A 17,177-nucleotide genomic window follows, 5' to 3' on the forward strand; every position below is an offset into this window, starting at 1 on the left:
TCAGTCGATGCGCGAGGCGCGGTCGATGAAGAGCGCGCCTCCGGTGACCACCCGGTCGCCGTCGGCGAGCCCCTGGCGGACCTCGATCAGCTCGCCCGACCTGATGCCCGGGGTGATGCGCCGCATCACGAAGCGCCGGTCAGGCAGCGCCACCCAGACATCCGCCTCGGAGCCGCGGAAGATCACGGCACTGGCCGGCACGGCGGGGGCGCGGTTGGTCTCGCCCACTTCGATACGGAAGGTCGCGAACATCTCGGGCCGCAGCTCGTGGCTCGGATCCTGCACCTCGGCCATCACCGTCAGGCGGCGGGTCGAGGGGTCGAGCCCCGCGGCGGTGCGGACGATGCGTGCCTCGAAGCGGCGGCTCGGCAGGGCGCCGACCGTGACATCCACGCGCTGGCCCACCTGGATCAGCGGCACGTCGAGCTCGCGGACATTGGCGACGAGCCACATGGTCGAGAGGTCGGCGATGGTGAAGACGGGATCGCCCTGCCCGGCCGTCAGCCACTGGCCCGGGCCGGCGCGGCGCTGGGTGATGGTGCCGGCGAGCGGCGCGGTCACGGTGATGAGGCCGCTGACCTGGCGCGTGCGCTCGATCTCGGTGATCTGCTCGGGCGTGCGGCCGAGGACGCGCAGGCGGTCGCGATTGGCCTCGGCCTGGGCATTGGCGCTGCGCAGATCGGATTCGGCGGCGGCGGCGGCGGCGCGGGCCTGCTCGACATCGCGCTGCGAGGCCGCGCGGGCGGAGAAGAGGGACGCCTGCCGGGCATCCTCGCGCCGGGCCTGAGCGAGGGCGACGGTGTTCTTCTGCACGTTGTCGAGGGCGGCCAGCAGGTCGTTGGCCGCGCCCGTGACGTCGGGCGTCTCGATCTCATAGAGCGGCGCGCCGGCCTCGACCTGGTCGCCCACGCGGGCGAAGGCGCGCATGACCCGCCCCGTATAGGGCGAGAGCATGGGGGTGGAGCGGTCGTCGTTATAGGCGATGCGGCCCTCGGCGAGGCGCTCGGGGCGGAATTCCCGCATGGCGATCGGCTCGATGCGCAGGGCGCGGATCTCGTTCTCGCTCAGCCGGAACTCGCCGGCGGGCAAGCCCGCCTGGGCCGGCGCCTGGGCGGGGGCCGGCTTCTCGACGTGGTTCACGTAATAATAAGCGCCTGCGCCCAGCACCAAGGCCAGGCCGAGCCAGGGCAGGAACCGGCGGCTGGTCCGCGGCGGGGTTGCCGGCTCCGAAACGGGCGCAGACGTCGCCGGCGCAGCGCGCTGATCGGGCTTTGCCGGATCCTGGTGAATCACGTTCATGAATGTCCCGAACCATTCGCGCGAAAATCAGGCCAGCAGGTCGAGGCTCGCCCGTTTGTTCACATTAACTGAAGCTGAACAAGATGGCCAGGGAGGCCCGGTGAATTTCTATCCACACCGTCCCGCGCAGGGTCCGTGCCGGGGGAGAACCCCCACCCGTCACGCCGGCAGGAGCGGCTGCGGATCGAGCCAGAGCGTGTACCAGCTCAGGCCGAAATGCAGGTGCGGCCCGGTCACCCTGCCGGTGGCACCCATCGCGGCGATGCGCTGGCCCGCCCGGACCTCCTGCCCTTCCCGCACGTCGATGGCGGACAGATGGGCATAGAGCGTGTTCACGCCGTGGCCGTGATCTAGCACGAGCACTTTTCCGAAGAAATGGAATTCAGCGGCCAGGGAAACGCGGCCCGAGCACGCCGCCGCGATGGGCGTGCCGACCGGCCCCGCGACGTCCAGCGCGTAATGCGGCTGGCGCGGCTGGCCGTTCAGGATGCGCTGGCTGCCGTAAATGCCGCTGATCCGGCCGCGAGCCGGCCAGACGAAGCCGGCGGCGAAGTCGGTGCGGGGGGTGTCCAGTCCGCGCGCGGCCGCCAGCCGCTCCCGTTCCACGCGGATGCGCTCCAGGATCGCGGCATCGGGCGTGACCTGGCCGGGCGGCAGACCGTTGATGCGCTGCACATCCCATTGCCGGGGCGCGACCTCGATGGTGCGACGGGCGCCGTTCTCGGTCAGCGTCGCCTGGGGGCCGTGGTCGCGCCCGAAGCCGAGGACGAAATAGCCCTCCGGCGAGACGCGCACCGCCCGCCCATCCAGCGCCAGCCGCGTGCCGGCTGCGCCGCGGCCGAGCAGAAGGGCGCCCTGGCTTGGGGCGCCGCGCCATTCCAGCGCGGCGGCGGGCCGGGCCAGCGCCAGGGCCGGCAGAGCGAGGAGCGCGCGGCGCTTCAAAACAGCGTTCCCTGCACGAGCTTGGGCGGCGCGGCCGTGGCGGCCACCTGGCCGTCCTGGAAGGTCAAGGTGAGCTTCGCGCCGGGCGTGACCTCGGCGGCGGCGGTGATGGTCTGGCCGCCGGCGCCCTGCACCAGGGCGAAGCCGCGCGCCAGCACGGCATTGTAGCTCACCGCCTCCAGCCGGGCGGCCAGCCCCTCGACCTTCGCCGCGCGCTCGCGGATCAGCCCGAGGACCGGTGCCGGCGAGAGCCGCGCCAGGGCCGGGGCGCCCTGGCGCTTCGCCAGCGCGCGGGCCCAGGCAGCGCCCATGCGGTGGTCCAGCGTGCCCACCGCGCTGCGGCCGGCGGCGATGGCCTCGCGCGGGTGGCGCAGATGGGCGCCGAGCCGCGCGACCTCCTGCCGCTTGGCCTGCACGAAGCCGGGCAATGCGACGCGCAGCCGCTCGCCCCGGTCGTCCAGCCGCTGACGCAGCTGATTCACCATGGCGGGCAGGTCGGGCAGGCCGCGCTCGGCACGGTGCAGGTGCAGCCGGCTCTCGCGCAGCAGGGCGGCGATGCGCTGGGCGATTCGCGAGCCGCGCTGGGCGATGTCGGCGGCCAGCTCCACCCGCGAGGGCACGGCCAGCTCGGCGGCGGCGGTGGGCGTGGGCGCGCGGCGGTCGCTGGCGAAGTCGATGAGGGTGGTGTCGGTCTCGTGCCCCACGGCCGAGATCAGCGGGATGGTGCATTCCGCCGCCGCGCGGATGACGACCTCCTCGTTGAAGGCCATCAGGTCCTCCAGCGAGCCGCCGCCCCGGGCCACGATCAGCACGTCGGGCCGGGGGACGGGCCCACCAGGCTTGAGCGCCGAGAATCCGTTGATGGCGGCGGCGATCTTCTCGGCCGCCCCCTCCCCCTGCACCGGGACCGGCCAGAGGATCAGGCGCCGGGGAAAGCGGCGGGCCAGGGTGGTGCGGATGTCCTGGATGACGGCGCCGCGCTCGCTGGTCACCACGCCGATGACCTCGGGCAGCAGCGGGAAACGGCGCTTCCGCTCGACGTCGAAGAGGCCTTCCTTCAGCAGCGCCAGCCGCAGCCGCTCGATCCGCGCCAGCAGCGCGCCCTCGCCGGCATACTCCAGCTTCTCGATGATGAGCTGGTACTTGGAGCGGTCGCCATAGGTGGAGACGCGGCCGGTGGCGATCACCTCCAGCCCGTTCTCCGGCTTCAGCCCGAGTCGCGAGACGGCGCTCTTCCAGACGACGCTCTCGATCTTCGCATTCTCGTCCTTGAGGGAGAGGTAGATGTGGCCCGAGGGATAGGGCTTCACCTCCGTCAGCTCGCCGCGCACGCGCACGCGCTGGAAGGCGCCTTCCAGGGTGCGCTTGATGGCGCCGGCCAACTCGCCCACACCGTATTCGGGAATGTTGTTGCCGGGTCCGTCCATCCTCTCAGTATAGGACGGATCGCGGCGTTGCGGAGGCGCCCCCTCTCAGGGGGCCAGATCAGGGTGCGATCGATGAAGGTTCTGGTGGTGGGCGGCGGCGGCCGCGAGCATGCGTTGTGCTGGGCGATCGCGGCGTCGCCCCTGCTGACGCGGCTGATCTGCGCGCCCGGGAATCCGGGCATCGCCGAGATCGCCGAGTGCTTTCCCGTCGGTGCGGAGGATATCGCGGGCCAGGTGGCGCTGGCGAAGCGGGAGGGCGTGGACCTCGTCGTGGTCGGCCCCGAGGTGCCGCTGACGCTGGGCATGGCCGATGCCTGCGCCGAGGCCGGCATCGCCTGCTTCGGCCCCCGCAAGGCGGCGGCGCTGCTCGAGGGCAGCAAGAGCTTCTTCAAGGAAATCGCCAATGCCGCCGGCGCGCCCACCGCCGCGCATGGCCGCTTCACCGACGCCGCGGCGGCGAAAGCCTACATCCGCGCCCAGGGCGCGCCGATCGTGGTGAAGGCCGACGGGCTCGCCGCCGGCAAGGGCGTGGTCGTCGCCACCACCGTCGAGGAGGCCGAGCAGGCCGTCACCGAGATGATGGAGGACGCCATCTACGGCGCCGCCGGCTCCACCCTCGTCATCGAGGAATGCATGGTCGGCGAGGAGATCAGCTTCTTCGCGCTGTGCGACGGCACGCATGCCGTCCCGCTCGGCGCCGCGCAGGACCACAAGCGCGTGGGCGACGGCGATACGGGCCCGAACACGGGCGGCATGGGCGCCTATTCCCCGCCCCCCGCCTTCACCGAGGCCCTGCAGGCCCAGGTGATGGAAAGCTGCATCACGCCCGTGCTGGCCGAGCTCGCGCGGCGCGGCACGCCCTTCCAGGGCATCCTCTTCGCTGGGCTGATGCTGACGGCCGAGGGCCCGAAGCTGCTGGAATTCAACGTCCGTTTCGGCGATCCCGAGTGCCAGGCGCTCATGCTCCGCCTGCGCAGCGACCTGCTGCCGGCGCTGCTGGCCGCCACCCAGGGCGAGTTGAAGGATTTCGACCTGCGCTGGGAGAAGTCCGCCAGCCTGCTCGTGGTGATGGCCGCCGAGGGCTACCCCGCCGCGCCGCGCAAGGGCACCGAGATCCGCGGGCTGGAGGCGGCGGCCCAGGTGCCGGGCGTGCAGATCTTCCACGCCGGCACGGCCCGCGATGAGGATGGCCGCCTCGTCGCCAATGGCGGCCGCGTGCTGGGCATCGGCGCGACGGGCGCCACCCTCAAGGAGGCGCGCGACGCCGCCTATGCCGCCGTGGCCCAGGTGGATTGGCCCGAGGGCTTCTGCCGCCGGGACATCGGCTGGCGCGCGCTCTAGCGCCGCCGGTGTCCCGCGCCGGGGCGGGGTGATAGAGGGGGAGGACACGGTCGCCTCCGGGAAGGCCGGGCAACGAGGAAAAGTGAGCCAGGAATGACCCAGAACCCGCGCAAGGCCGCGCTGATCACCGGCGCCGGGCGCAATATCGGCCGCGCCACCGTCCTGATGCTGGCCGGCGAGGGCTTCGACGTCGTCGTCAACGGCTCCTCCGACCGCGCCGCCGCCGAGGCCGTGGCGGCCGAGGCACGCGCCCTCGGCGTGCAGGCGCTGGTGGCCATGGGCGATGTGGGCCGGCGGGACGAGTGCCGGCGCCTCGCTGCCGAGGCTCTGGCCGCCTTCGGCACCATCGACGTGCTGGTGAACAACGCCGCCCTGCGGCCGCAGAAGCCCTTCCTGGAGATCGGCCCCGAGGACTGGTCCCGCGTGATGGCGGTGGATCTGGAGGCGGCGGTCTGGCTCTCCCAGGCCGTGCTGCCGGGCATGATCGCCCAGGGCTGGGGCCGCATCGTGAACTTCACCGGGATGAACGCCATCCACGGCTATGCCGGCCGCGCGCCGGTCTCCGTCGCCAAGCACGGCGCCTGGGGCCTGACCAAGGCGCTGGCCAAGGAATTCGCGGCCCAGGGCGTCACGGTGAACGCCGTCTCGCCCGGCCCCATCGCGGCCGATGACGACGAACCCGGCGTGGAGAATGCGCGCTCCGGCTATGTCGCCAAGGTGCCGAGCCGGCGCATGGGCACCCCCGCCGAGGTGGCGTCGGTCGTCCGGCTGCTGGTCAGCGAGGGCGGCGCCTATGTGAACGGCCAGATGCTGCAGGTGAATGGCGGCGCGGAGACCTGACGCCCCGCTCGGGCGGCATGCCATCCTTCCGATCGGAACCGGCACGCCGCCTTCCCTCACGCGACGGGAAATGTCATTCTTCATCGTAGATTGGGAGTTCCACAATGAGTCAGTACAAGCACCCTGAGACCATCGCCCTGCATGGCGGCAGCCACCGGGCCGATCCCAACACCGGCTCCGTCGCGGTGCCGATCCACCAGACGACGAGCTTCCAGTTCCAGGACACCGGCCATGCCGCGCGCCTCTTCGGCCTGGCCGAGCTCGGCAATATCTATACCCGCATCATGAACCCGACCTGCGATGCGCTGGAGACGCGCATCGCGCAGCTCGAGGGCGGCGCCGCGGCGCTCGCCGTGGGCTCGGGCCAGGCGGCGACCACCTTCACGGTCATGAATCTCTGCGAGGCCGGCGACAATATCGTCAGCAGCACCGACCTCTACGGCGGCACCTACAACCTCTTCGCGAACACGTTGAAGCAGTTCGGCATCGAGGTCCGCTTCGTGGACCCGGCCGACCCCGAGGCCTTCGCCCGCGCCACCGACGCGCGCACCCGCGCCTATTACGCCGAGACGCTGCCCAACCCGAAGCTGCAGGTCTTCCCGATCGCGGAAGTCGCCGCCATCGGCCGTAAGCTCGGCGTGCCGCTGATCATGGACAACACGGCGGCCCCGGTGATCTGCCGGCCCTTCGAGCATGGCGCGGCCATCGTCATGCATTCCACGACCAAGTGGATCGGCGGCCACGGCACCAGCATCGGCGGCATCGTGGTGGATGGCGGCAACTTCGACTGGGAAGCCGGCGGCGACCGCTTCCCCACGCTGAACAAGCCCGATGCGAGCTATCACGGCGCGGTCTGGAGCCAGGCGGCCAAGCCGCTCGGCCCCATCGCCTATATCCTGCGCATGCGCACCTGCCTGCTGCGCGACATCGGCGCGCCCATGGCGCCCTTCAACGCCTTCATGTTCCTCCAGGGGCTGGAGACGCTGCCGCTGCGCATGGAGCGCCATTGCAGCAACGCCGTGAAGGTCGCGGCCTTCCTCGCCGGCCAGCCGAGCGTGACCAAGGTGATCCACCCCTCCGTCATGACGGGCGAGGCCAAGCGCCGCGCCGACGCCTATCTCAAGGGCGGCTACGGCAGCCTGATGGGCATCGAGCTGAAGGGCGGCAAGGAAGCCGGACAGGCCTTCATCGAGAAGCTGAAGATGTTCTACCACGTCGCCAATATCGGCGATGCGCGCAGCCTCGCGATCCATCCGGCGACGACCACGCACAGCCAGCTCAACGAGGCCGAGCAGGCGGCGAGCGGTGTGACGCCCGGCTACATCCGCCTGTCGATCGGCATCGAGCATATCGACGACATCCTGGCGGATCTGAAGCAGGCCCTGTCGTAAGCATCCTACGCGCGGGCCCTGGGCATAATGCCCAGGGCTCCCGGCATAGGCGTGGCGCGCTGCCGCTCCTATAACGGCCTCCGACGACGTTCCGGCCATCGGAGGCCCCATGAACTTCTACGGTTCCTTTCCCACCACGCGCCTGCGGCGCAATCGCCATGACGCCTGGACGCGCAAGCTCACCGCCGAGAACCGGCTGACGCCGGCCGACCTCATCTGGCCAATCTTCCTCACCGAGGGCGAAAACAAGGTCGTGCCGGTGGAGAGCATGCCCGGCATCGTCCGCGTCTCCGTGGACCGCGCGGCGGAGCATGTCGCCGAGGCGGTGGCGCTCGGCATCCCGGCCGTGGCGCTCTTCCCCTACACGCCGGTCGAGGACCGGGACGAGGAAGGCACCGGCGCGCTGAACCCGGACAACCTGATGTGCCGCGGCGCCCGCGCGCTGAAGGCCGCGCACCCCGACCTCGGCCTGATCGGCGACGTCGCGCTTGATACCTATACGAGCCATGGGCATGACGGCGTGCTGCGCGACGGCTACGTCCATAACGAGGACACGGTGGAGATCCTCTGCCGGCAGGCCGTGGCGATGGCGGAAGCGGGCGTGGACGTGATCGCGCCGTCCGACATGATGGATGGGCGCGTGGGCACCATCCGCGCCGCGCTGGACGCGAAGGGCCTGATCCACACGCGGATCATGAGCTACGCCGCGAAATACGCCTCGGGCTACTACGCGCCCTTCCGCGACGCGGTGGGCAGCACCGGCGCGCTGATCGGCGACAAGAAGACCTATCAGATGGACCCCGCCAACAGCGACGAAGCCTTGCGCGAGGTCGCGCTGGACATCGCCGAGGGCGCGGACATGGTGATGGTGAAGCCGGGCCTGCCCTATCTGGACATCGTCCATCGGGTGAAGACCGAATTCGGCATGCCCACCTATGTCTACCAGGTGAGCGGCGAGTACTCGATGATCATGGCCGCGGTCGAGCGCGGCTGGCTCGACCACGACCGCGCGATGATGGAGGCACTGATCTCCTTCAAGCGCGCGGGCGCGAACGGCGTGCTCAGCTACTTCGCGCTGAAGGCCGCACGCCTGCTCAAGGCCGGCTGAGGGCTACTTCCGGGAGCCGCCGCCGCCCGTACCACCGCCTCCGCCTGCACCGCCACCGGTGCCGCCGGAGCGGAAGGCGTTCATCATCGCGGTGACGTCGGAGGAGACCTCACCCGAGGTGTTGCCGGCGCCGACGAAGATGGCGACGTCGTTGGCGGGGATGCAGTAGATCGTGTAGATGCGCCCGCCCTCGCGCTGGCCCCAGGCGGCGGATTGCGTGGTGTTGAGCGGGCTCAGCCCGCTCGAGGCGATCGCCACCGCCGCGCGCTGCAGGCAGGTCGCCATCGTGGTCCCTTGCGGGAGCCGCAGGTGGTTCACGACGGTGCCGGTGGCGAGAGCCGGCGTGGCGGCCAGGGTCGCACCCAGCAGGAAGGCCGTGCCGGCCAGTCCCTGAATCGCGAGTTTCGGAATCGCAAGCATCTCTTCCTCCGCTTTTGCTGCGGCGATCCTCGCAAATCGAGCCGGATCAGGGAATAAGAAGGCGGAGACATATTTCCCCGCCGTCTCGAAGGGCCGTGCTCAACCTTCCAGGAAGCGGAGGATCAGGCCGATCTGCGCGGGGTCCATCAGGGCGGGCGCATGGCCGCAGCCGGCGATGGTCTCCACCGTCACGCCCGGGCTCTGGCCCATGCGCGCCGCGGTCTCGGCCAGCAGCAGGTCCGAGCTCTCGCCACGCAGGACGAGCACGGGGCGCCGCGCGACGTGTTCCCAGAGCTGCCAGAGATCCACGTCGCTCAGCGGATTGGCCATCGGCGCCGCGATCGCCGGGTCGTAATGCAGCACGAAGCGGCCCGCCGCCGTCACCCGCGCGCTGTGCCGGGCGAGGTGCGCCCATTCCGCATCGCTCAGCGGCCCGAAGGGCGCGTGGACGCGGCGCAGCTGCGCCTCCAGCTCCGCCAGGCTGCCGAATTCGGGGAAGGCATCGAGATAGTCGCGGATGCGCTCCAGCGAGGCGACGGGCACGAAGGGCCCGATATCGTTCAGCACCATCCGCTGCAGGCCCACGCCCGGGATGGCGCAGAGTCCCATGCCGATGAGCCCGCCCATCGAGGTGCCGACCCAGTCGTATTCGCCGAGCTGCGTCAGCAGCGGCACCAGTGCCGCAGCATAGGTGGGAACGGCGTAGAGCGCGCCGTCGGGCAGCCAGTCGGAAATGCCGCGCCCCGGCACGTCGGGGCAGATGACCCGCCGGCCCTGGGCCGCCAGGGCCTGGGCCAGCGCGTCGAAGTCGCGGCCGTTGCGCGTCAGGCCATGGACGCAGACGACGGGCCGGCCGGAGACAGGCCCCCATTCCGTCCATCGCAAGGTGACCGCCCCGAAGTCGAACGTGCCACGCAGCGCGCCGATCCGGGGCGTCTCCATCTCAGACGATCCCCTGGTCCTTGAGGCCGGCGATCTCCGCCTCGCTCATGCCCAGCAGGCCGCCCAGCACTTCGTCGTTATGCTGGCCGAGGACCGGCGCCGCGATGCGGTAGGTCGGCGGGGTGGCGGAAAGGCGGACCGGATTGGCCGTCACCTTCACCGTCTCGCCGGAAGCATGCTCCATCTCGATGACGCAGCCGCGGGCCTGGACATGCGGGTCGGCGAAGACGTCCTTCAGCGTGTTGATCGGCCCGCAGGCGATCTTCAGCGCCTCCAGCGCCTCCACCCATTCGGCCGTGGTCTTGCTCTTCATCAGCGGCGTCAGCGTGTCGGTCACCAGCTGGCGGTTCGCGACGCGCTTCGGGTTGGTGGAGAAGCGCTCGTCGGCCAGCAGGTGCTCCTGGCCGAAATTCTTGCAGAAGCGCTCGAAGGTCGGGTCGTTGCCGACGGCCAGGATCAGGTAGCCGTCCTTGCTCGGGAATTCCTGGTAGGGCGCGATGTTCGGGTGCTGGTTGCCCAGGCGCACCGGGTTCTCGCCCGTCGAGAGGAAGTTGGAGCCCTGGTTGGCCAGCCAGGCCACATGCGTGTCCAGCATGCCGATGTCGATCTGCTGGCCTTCGCCCGTCGCGTGGCGGTGGTTCAGCGCGGCCAGCAGGCCGATGCAGCCGTAGAGGCCGGCGAAGAGGTCGGCCACCGGCACGCCGGACTTCTGCGGGGAGCCGCCGGGCTCGCCGGTCAGCGACATGATGCCGCCCATCGCCTGGATCAGCGCGTCGTAGCCCGGGCGCGGCGCGTAGGGGCCGGTCTGCCCGAAGCCGGTGATGGAGCAGTAGATCAGACGGGGGTACTTGTCCTTCAGCTTCTCGTAGCTGAGGCCGTACTTCGCCAGCGCGCCGACCTTGAAGTTCTCCACCAGCATGTCGCAGCTCTCGAGGAGCTTGTGGATGATCGCCTGGCCTTCCGGCTTGGAGATGTCGAGCGTGACCGACTTCTTGTTGCGGTTCACGCCAACGAAATAGGCGCTCTCGCCGCTCTTCGGCCAGACGGGGGGCGCGAAGCCGCGCGTGTCGTCGCCGGCTTCCGGACGCTCGATCTTGATGACCTCGGCGCCCAGGTCGCCCAGCATCTGCGTGCAGGTGGGGCCCGCGAGGACGCGGGTCAGGTCGAGGACGCGCAGGCCGCTGAGCGGACCGGGAGAAGAGGCGGACATTAAGGACATTCCCTGAAGGCCAAACGGACCCCTTGGGATTAGACGCGCCCCGGCCAGGGCGCAATCCGCCGCCCCTTAACCGCCCTTGAAGCGCACCTTGGCGTTCTCGCCCGTCTCGGGCGTCTTCCCGGCCACCAGCGCCTTCACGTAGCCATAGGCGAAGAGCACCTTCGAGCCTGGGCTGTCCCAGTATTCGGCGCCCAGCATGTCGACCTCGATGAGGGCGAGGTTCTCGCTCTTATGCCCCTTCGGGAACCAGAGGCGCGCGCCCTCGCTCCAGAGCTCCTTCTGCTTCGCCTCGTCCTGCAGCACGCGGGCCCGCCCGCTGACGGAGACGAAGGCCTGGCCGGAGGGGTTGGCGCAGGCCAGCAGCACCTCGTGGTCGCGGCCGATCTCCATGGTCTTGGGGCTGTTCGCGTCGGTGAAGAACCAGACCTTGTCCCCCTCCACCGCCATGACGGCCATGGGCCGGGAGCTGAGGGAGCCTTCCTGGTCGGTCGTGACGAGCATCACGAAGCCGATATCCTTGATCAGTTCCCGGACCTTGATCCGGGCCTCGTCGTCAGAGATGTGCTGGGTCATGGGGGGTCCTTCCGGCCTTGCCCTTTCAACGGCCCGGGTGGCCCCCGGTTGCCCCAAGGGTTGCCCCCGCCCCCCCAACCGGTTCATGGTCCCCTGGAACCAGCCTTCAGGAATGCCCGATGCTCGAAACGCCGCACGCCACCCCCTCCGCCCCCGAGCTCGACTGCTTCGCCCTCGCCAAGCAGCTGTCCGGGCTTCATTTCATCGGCGGCCGCTATGTTCCCGCCCTCAGCGGCAAGAACTTCGCCGTCGTGAACCCGGCCACCGGCGCCGAGGTGGCCCAGGCCGCCGAGGGCGACGCGGCTGACGTCGACGCCGCCGTCCGCGATGCCGCCCGGGCCCAGAAGGAATGGGCCAAGGTGCCCGCCCGCAAGCGCGGCGCCCTCGTGCACCAGTGCGCGGCCGTCATCCGCGAGCATCAGGAGGAGCTGGCCCGCCTCATCGCGCTCGAGACCGGCAAGGCGCTCCGCACCGAAAGCCGCGTCGAGGCCGGCACCGTCGCCGACATCCTGGAGTTCTTCGGCGGCCTCGGCTCCGAGCTGAAGGGCGAGAGCGTCCCCTTCGCCCCGAACGTGCTGAGCGTGACGGTGCGCGAGCCGCTGGGCGTGGTGGGGGCGATCATCCCCTGGAACGTGCCGATGCTGCTGATGACGCTGAAGGTCGCGCCGGCGCTGGTCGCGGGCAACTCCGTCGTCGTGAAGTCGGCGGAAGAGGCGCCGCTCGCCGTGCTGCGCATCTGCGAGCTGATGAACCGGGTGCTGCCGGCCGGCGTGTTCAACATGGTCAGCGGCATGGGCCCCGAATGCGGCGCGCCCCTGGTCGAGCATCCGCTGGTCCGCAAGGTGACCTTCACCGGCTCGGTCGAGACCGGCAAGATCGTCGCCAAGGCCGCTTCGCAGAAGCTCATCCCGGTGACGCTGGAGCTCGGCGGCAAGTCGCCGATGATCGTCTTCCAGGACTGCGACTTCGCCAAGACGGTCTCCGGCGCGCTGACCTCCATGCGCTTCACGCGCCAGGGCCAGAGCTGCACGGCCGCCAGCCGCATCTATGTCGAGCGGCCGATCTTCCAGCAGTTCGTCGACGAGATGAAGAAGGCCGTGGACGCCATGGTCATGGGCGATCCGCTCGACGAGAAGACCGACATCGGCACCATCATCAGCGAGGGCCAGTTCGAGAAGGTCCAGGGCTTCATCGACGAGGGCAAGAAGACCGCCGGCGCCACGGCGCATGAGTGCTCGGCCATGCCGAAGGACTCCGCGCTGAAGAAGGGCCTCTTCATCCGCCCCGTGATCTTCACCGGCCTCGACGGCAATTCTCGCCTGGTGCGCGAGGAGATCTTCGGGCCCGTCACCGTCATCCAGCCCTTCGACGACGCCGAGAAGGTGCTCGCCGAGGCGAATGACAGCGAGTACGGCCTCGCCGCCAGCCTCTGGACCAACAACCTCAAGGTGGGCCTCGACCTGGCGCACCGCCTGGAGGCCGGCCTCGTGCAGATCAACCAGAACCTGGTCGTCCAGGCCAACCTGTCCTACGGCGGCGTGAAGAGCTCGGGCCTCGGCAAGGAGGCCTCGCTGGAGGCCATGCTCGAACACTTCACCCACAAGAAGACCATCATGGTCAACATGGCGTGAGCAACTCCCTGGACAGCAAGACGACCGCCGAGCTCAAGGCGATGGTGGCCAATGCGGAGGCCATCCTCGCCGGTCCGAACGCGAAGCTCCACGCCAAGGCGACGGAGTTCCGCGACGCCGCGAAGCTCGCGCTCGACGCCCGCCGGGTGATCCCCGTCGGCGCCCGCGCGGCTGTGGACCCGGTACTGGAGGCCGCCACCAAGCGGATCCTCGAGGTCGCGGCCGAGGCGCAGGCGCGCTTCGACCTGTCCTCCGAGACGGCCAAGGCGCGGGGCGTGAAGCAGCCGCACGCGCTGCTCTCGAAGGATGGCGGCCCCAAGACCGGCGGCGGCGTGCGCACCAAGAAGTACCGCCGCTGCCCCTACATCTCCTACCGGGGGCCGGCCGGCATCGGGATGCTGCAATACGCGGTGCCCGCCGACGGCGCGGAAGGCTTCTGGACCGGCGGCCTCGTTGCCGTGGGCGCGCCTGAGCTCGACACGCCCATGTCCGAGGAGGAGGCCGTGGCCGCCTTCCTCAAGGCCCTGGCCGAGACCGCGCCCGCCCGCCCGTGAGCCGCGACGTCAGCGTCGTCATCGTCGCCTATAACTCGGCGGCGCTGCTGCCGGCTTGCCTTGCTGCGATCCCGCCGGAATGCCCGGTGGTCGTGGTGGACAATGCCAGCCCGGACGACAGCGCGCTGGTCGCGCTGGCGGCGCGCCCTGGTGCGCGCGTCATCCGGGCCGAACGCAACCTCGGCTTCGGGCCCGGCGCCAATGCGGGCTTCGCCGAGGTCGTCACCGAATTCGGCCTGCTGCTCAATGCCGATGCCAGCCTGGAGCCCGGCGCCGTTGCCGGTCTCGTCGCGGCCGCGCGCCGCTATCCGGGCGGGGCGATGTTCGCACCCGAGATCATCGCGCCCGACGGCCGCATGCAGTTCGGCCACGACCTCCCCTTCCGGCGGCTGCGCGGGCCGGTGGTGGAGCCCTCGGGAGATGCCTGCTGCTGGTATGTCGGGGGCTCGGCGATGTTCCTGCGCATGTCCGCCTTCCGCGCGCTCGGCGGCTTCGACCCCGGCATCTTCCTCTATTTCGAGGATGACGACCTCTGCCTGCGGATGCGCGCCGCGGGCCATGCGCTGATCCATGTGGAAGGCGCCCGCGTTCGGCATGAGGGCGGCGCCAGCAGCGCACCCTCGGAGACGCTGAACTGGTGGAAGGCCTTCCACCAGGGTTGGTCCCGCCTGCATCTGGAGGCGAAGCACCATGGGCAGGCGGCCGCCTGGCGCCTGGCCCTCAGCGAAGCGCCGGGCCTCGGCCTCAAGGCGCTGTTCCGCCGGCAGGATCCGCGGCGGGAGAAATGGTCGGGCCGCGCGGCCGGAATGCGGGCCTGGATCACGGGACGCAAGGCGACGGAGATCGCACTGGGCCGGCGACGGCAGGGCCCTTCGGGCACATAGGCTTCCTCGACCAGGGCCGCGGTGCCCCTTTGCCGCCCTCCACTTGATCGCGGACCGGATGCCGTCTACCCCTCGTCGCGGCTGATGCTGCCTGCCGCTCGCACCCCTCAGGGGATGGTGAAAGCATCGAAACCACCCTTCCGCACCGCAACCCTCCTGGGCGGCGAATGCGTCAGCAACGCGAGCCCTGACGAGCCATTCGCCGGATGACCATAGAGGGTTTCATGCGACCTGTTCCCGATCCCAAGACCATGGCGAAAGCCCTGCGCAATGCCCTGCGGCAGCGCCAGATCGAGATTCCGCACTCCGCCGCACTGGAAATCGTGGCGGCCCAGCACGGTGCCGACAACTGGAACGTCCTGGCGGCGATGACCCCCGATACCGGCAATGAACCGGGTATCGGGTTCCGGCAGACCTGCCCGATCCTGCGCATCTTCGACCAGGAGAAGGCCAAGGAGTTCTATCTCGGCTTCCTGGGCTTCGATCTCGACTGGGAACACCGCTTCGGCGCCAATTTCCCGCTCTACGCCCAGGTGTCGCGCGCCGGGCTGGTGCTGCATCTCAGCGAGCATCACGGGGATGCCAGCCCGGGCTCGACGGTCTTCGTCCGCATGGAAGGCATCAGGGCCTTCCATCAGGAGCTGACGCAGAAGGCCTATACCTACGGCAAGCCCGGGATAGAGGATCAGCCCTGGGGCCTGGTGATGACGGTGACCGATCCGTTCAGCAACCGCATCCGCTTCTGCCAGGACAAGCCCTAGGCATGAGGTCATGGCGGCGGGCCATCCCCGCCGCCATCACGGCAGCCGCGCACCATTCATGATGCGCCCGGCGATGACGCCCTATTCGGCGGCGCGGCCCATCGGCGCGGCATGACGGCTGGCTGGGCGCGCTAGGCCGAGATTCTCGCGCAGCGTCGTCCCCTCGTATTCGCGGCGGAACAGCCCGCGCTCCTGCAGAATGGGGACGACCTGGTCCACGAAGGCGTCGAACTGGGTCGGGAAGAAGGGCGGCATGAGGTTGAAGCCGTCCGCCCCGCCCTCGACGAACCACTGTTCCATCGTATCGGCCACCTGCCCGGCGGTACCCACCACCAGCATATGCCCGCGCGAGGCGGCGGCGCGGTGGCAGAGCTCGCGCAGCGTCAGCCCCTCGCGCCGCGCCGTCTCCAGCAGCAGCAGGGCGCGGCTCTTGAGCTGGTCACTCTCCGGCAATTCGGGCACCGGCCCGTCGAGGTCGTAGCCGGACATGTCGGTGCCCAGCCGGTCGGAGAGCACGGTATTGGCCTGCCGCATGTCGAGCTTGCTGCTGAGCTCGGCAAAGAGCTCCTTCGCCTCGGCCACGGTGCGGCCGATCACGGGCATGAAGCCCGGCATGATGTGCAGATCCTCCGGCCCACGCCCGTGCTGGGCGAGCTGGCCCTTCAGGCTGCGGTGGAATTCCTGCGCATCGCCCAGGTGATTCTGCGCGGTGAAGACCACGTCGGCCGTGCGCGCCGCCAGCGCCTGGCCCGGGCCGGAGCTGCCGGCCTGGATGATGACGGGCTGGCCCTGCGGGCAGCGCGGCAGGTTCAGCCCGCCCGCGATGTCGAAGTACTTCCCGTGGAAAGCGGCGGGGTGCAGCGTGCCCGGCCGCACGAAGGTCCCGGCCTCCTTGTCCATGACGAAGGCGTCGTCGTCCCAGCTGTCCCAGAGCTGGCGGCAGGCCTCCACGAATTCCTCGGCGATGGCGTAGCGCTCGGCATGGGAGGGGTGCTGGCGGCCGAAGATCGCGCCGTTCTTCGCGTAGGAGGTCGTGACCACGTTCCAGGCCGCCCGCCCGTCGGAGAGGTGGTCGAGCGAGGAGAAGGCGCGGGCGATGTGATAGGGCTCGGCATAGGTGGTCGAGGCCGTGGCGGCCAGGCCCAGATGCCGCGTGGTGGCCGAGAGCGCCGAGAGCAGTGTCAGCGGCTCGAACCGGCCGATGGTGGAGGGATGCTCGCCGTAGCCGGTGGTGAAGTTGTCGGCCAGGAAGAACAGGTCGAACTTGCCGCGCTCGGCCGTGGCGGCGAGGTGCTGCATCAGCCCGAGATTGGCGCCGCCCGGCATGGCGTCGGGGTGGCGCCAGCCCGCCACATGGTGCCCAGCAGCCTGGACGAAGACGCCCATCCGCATCTGCCGGCCCGCATTTCCTGTCTTCATGGCGCTTACTCCCTTCGCCTTCCCCAGCAAGGCGCCGCCCTCCCGGCGGCGTCAAGTCATCCCGCGATCGGCGGCCCGCCCTCAGCTGCGGGTCAGCCACATGCCCAGCGCGAAGGCGGCGAAGCCCAGCGTCAGGGACAGCGCGACATAGGCCGCCCCCTCCCAATGCGCGCGCGACCAGAGGGCCGCCGTCTCCAGGCTGAAGGCCGAGAAGGTGGTGAAGCCGCCCAATACCCCGGTCATCCAGAACAGCCGCTGCATCGGCGAGAGGCCGACCCCGGCGAGGAGACCCATGGCGAAGCTGCCCAGGATGTTCACCAAAAGCGTGCCCCAGGGCCAGCCCATGCCCATGAAGGCCAGCGACGCCAGGTAGCGCAGGACCGAGCCCGCCGCCCCGCCGGCGGCGACGAGGGCGAAGTTCAACCG

The 17,177-nt window shown here is 70.2% G+C and carries 17 protein-coding genes; 8 read left to right on the plus strand and 9 right to left on the minus strand.

The features are described from left to right. From KHU32_RS00630 to xseA, 3 genes are all read right to left on the minus strand, one after another. Positions 1–1,299 carry an efflux RND transporter periplasmic adaptor subunit gene (locus KHU32_RS00630; protein WP_213668123.1) on the minus strand — a complete coding sequence of 433 codons (1,299 nt, stop codon included), beginning with the start codon at positions 1,297–1,299 and terminating at the stop codon, positions 1–3. A 159-nt stretch (positions 1,300–1,458) separates the two neighbouring features. After that, positions 1,459–2,241: a M23 family metallopeptidase gene (locus tag KHU32_RS00635; protein ID WP_213668124.1), complete on the minus strand. Its 783-nt coding sequence runs from the start codon at positions 2,239–2,241 to the stop codon at positions 1,459–1,461. After that, on the minus strand, positions 2,238–3,668 hold the full coding sequence (gene xseA / locus KHU32_RS00640; protein ID WP_213668125.1) for an exodeoxyribonuclease VII large subunit: 1,431 nt from the start codon (positions 3,666–3,668) through the stop codon (positions 2,238–2,240). Before xseA ends, KHU32_RS00635 begins: the two co-directional genes overlap by 4 nt. A 72-nt stretch (positions 3,669–3,740) precedes the next feature. Here xseA and purD point away from each other — a divergent pair, with 72 nt between their 5' ends. From purD to hemB, 4 genes are all read left to right on the plus strand, one after another. Further along, positions 3,741–5,009 (plus strand): phosphoribosylamine--glycine ligase, encoded by a 1,269-nt coding sequence (purD, locus tag KHU32_RS00645; RefSeq protein WP_213668126.1) that lies wholly within the window; start codon positions 3,741–3,743, stop codon positions 5,007–5,009. Between the two features lie 93 nt (positions 5,010–5,102). Next, positions 5,103–5,849 (plus strand): SDR family NAD(P)-dependent oxidoreductase, encoded by a 747-nt coding sequence (locus KHU32_RS00650; protein WP_213668127.1) that lies wholly within the window; start codon positions 5,103–5,105, stop codon positions 5,847–5,849. 104 nt (positions 5,850–5,953) lie between these two features. Beyond that, complete coding sequence (locus KHU32_RS00655) at positions 5,954–7,240, plus strand: O-acetylhomoserine aminocarboxypropyltransferase/cysteine synthase family protein (protein WP_213668128.1); 1,287 nt, start codon at positions 5,954–5,956, stop codon at positions 7,238–7,240. Between the two features lie 109 nt (positions 7,241–7,349). Next, positions 7,350–8,348 carry a porphobilinogen synthase gene (gene hemB / locus KHU32_RS00660; RefSeq protein WP_213668129.1) on the plus strand — a complete coding sequence of 333 codons (999 nt, stop codon included), beginning with the start codon at positions 7,350–7,352 and terminating at the stop codon, positions 8,346–8,348. A gap of 3 nt (positions 8,349–8,351) precedes the next feature. Here the strand turns inward: hemB and KHU32_RS00665 are convergent, their stop codons facing one another. From KHU32_RS00665 to KHU32_RS00680, 4 genes are all read right to left on the minus strand, one after another. Further along, positions 8,352–8,768: a hypothetical protein gene (locus KHU32_RS00665; RefSeq protein WP_213668130.1), complete on the minus strand. Its 417-nt coding sequence runs from the start codon at positions 8,766–8,768 to the stop codon at positions 8,352–8,354. Positions 8,769–8,867: 99 nt separating this feature from the next. Further along, positions 8,868–9,710, minus strand: a complete 843-nt coding sequence (locus tag KHU32_RS00670) for an alpha/beta fold hydrolase (RefSeq protein ID WP_213668131.1) — start codon at positions 9,708–9,710, stop codon at positions 8,868–8,870. Between the two features lies 1 nt (position 9,711). Then, the gene (locus tag KHU32_RS00675; RefSeq protein ID WP_213668132.1) at positions 9,712–10,920 is read right to left on the minus strand and encodes a CaiB/BaiF CoA transferase family protein; all 1,209 of its coding nucleotides are present in this window, start codon (positions 10,918–10,920) and stop codon (positions 9,712–9,714) included. A 75-nt stretch (positions 10,921–10,995) separates the two neighbouring features. Next, the gene (locus KHU32_RS00680; protein ID WP_213668133.1) at positions 10,996–11,502 is read right to left on the minus strand and encodes a pyridoxamine 5'-phosphate oxidase family protein; all 507 of its coding nucleotides are present in this window, start codon (positions 11,500–11,502) and stop codon (positions 10,996–10,998) included. Positions 11,503–11,621: 119 nt separating this feature from the next. Between KHU32_RS00680 and KHU32_RS00685 the strand changes: the two genes are divergently transcribed. The 4 genes from KHU32_RS00685 (at position 11,622) to KHU32_RS22955 (ending at position 15,332) form a co-directional block, all read left to right on the plus strand. Next, positions 11,622–13,133 carry an aldehyde dehydrogenase family protein gene (locus KHU32_RS00685; RefSeq protein WP_213668134.1) on the plus strand — a complete coding sequence of 504 codons (1,512 nt, stop codon included), beginning with the start codon at positions 11,622–11,624 and terminating at the stop codon, positions 13,131–13,133. After that, positions 13,130–13,687 (plus strand): hypothetical protein, encoded by a 558-nt coding sequence (locus KHU32_RS00690; protein WP_213668135.1) that lies wholly within the window; start codon positions 13,130–13,132, stop codon positions 13,685–13,687. The genes KHU32_RS00685 and KHU32_RS00690 overlap by 4 nt, the downstream gene beginning before the upstream one ends. Further along, positions 13,684–14,571: a glycosyltransferase family 2 protein gene (locus tag KHU32_RS00695; RefSeq protein ID WP_213668136.1), complete on the plus strand. Its 888-nt coding sequence runs from the start codon at positions 13,684–13,686 to the stop codon at positions 14,569–14,571. Before KHU32_RS00690 ends, KHU32_RS00695 begins: the two co-directional genes overlap by 4 nt. 224 nt (positions 14,572–14,795) lie before the next feature. After that, on the plus strand, positions 14,796–15,332 hold the full coding sequence (locus tag KHU32_RS22955; protein WP_249680464.1) for a glyoxalase superfamily protein: 537 nt from the start codon (positions 14,796–14,798) through the stop codon (positions 15,330–15,332). A gap of 81 nt (positions 15,333–15,413) precedes the next feature. On the opposite strand, the gene KHU32_RS00705 is transcribed toward KHU32_RS22955, so the two are convergent. Further along, a complete protein-coding gene (locus tag KHU32_RS00705; RefSeq protein WP_213668137.1) occupies positions 15,414–16,751 on the minus strand; it encodes an LLM class flavin-dependent oxidoreductase in 1,338 nt (445 codons plus the stop codon). Between the two features lie 81 nt (positions 16,752–16,832). Then, positions 16,833–17,174 carry a fluoride efflux transporter FluC gene (locus KHU32_RS00710; protein ID WP_213668138.1) on the minus strand — a complete coding sequence of 114 codons (342 nt, stop codon included), beginning with the start codon at positions 17,172–17,174 and terminating at the stop codon, positions 16,833–16,835. Between the last annotated feature and the right edge of the window lie 3 nt (positions 17,175–17,177).

This window comes from Roseococcus pinisoli, assembly GCF_018413645.1.
In the GTDB taxonomy this organism is placed as follows: Bacteria; Pseudomonadota; Alphaproteobacteria; order Acetobacterales; family Acetobacteraceae; genus Roseococcus; species Roseococcus pinisoli.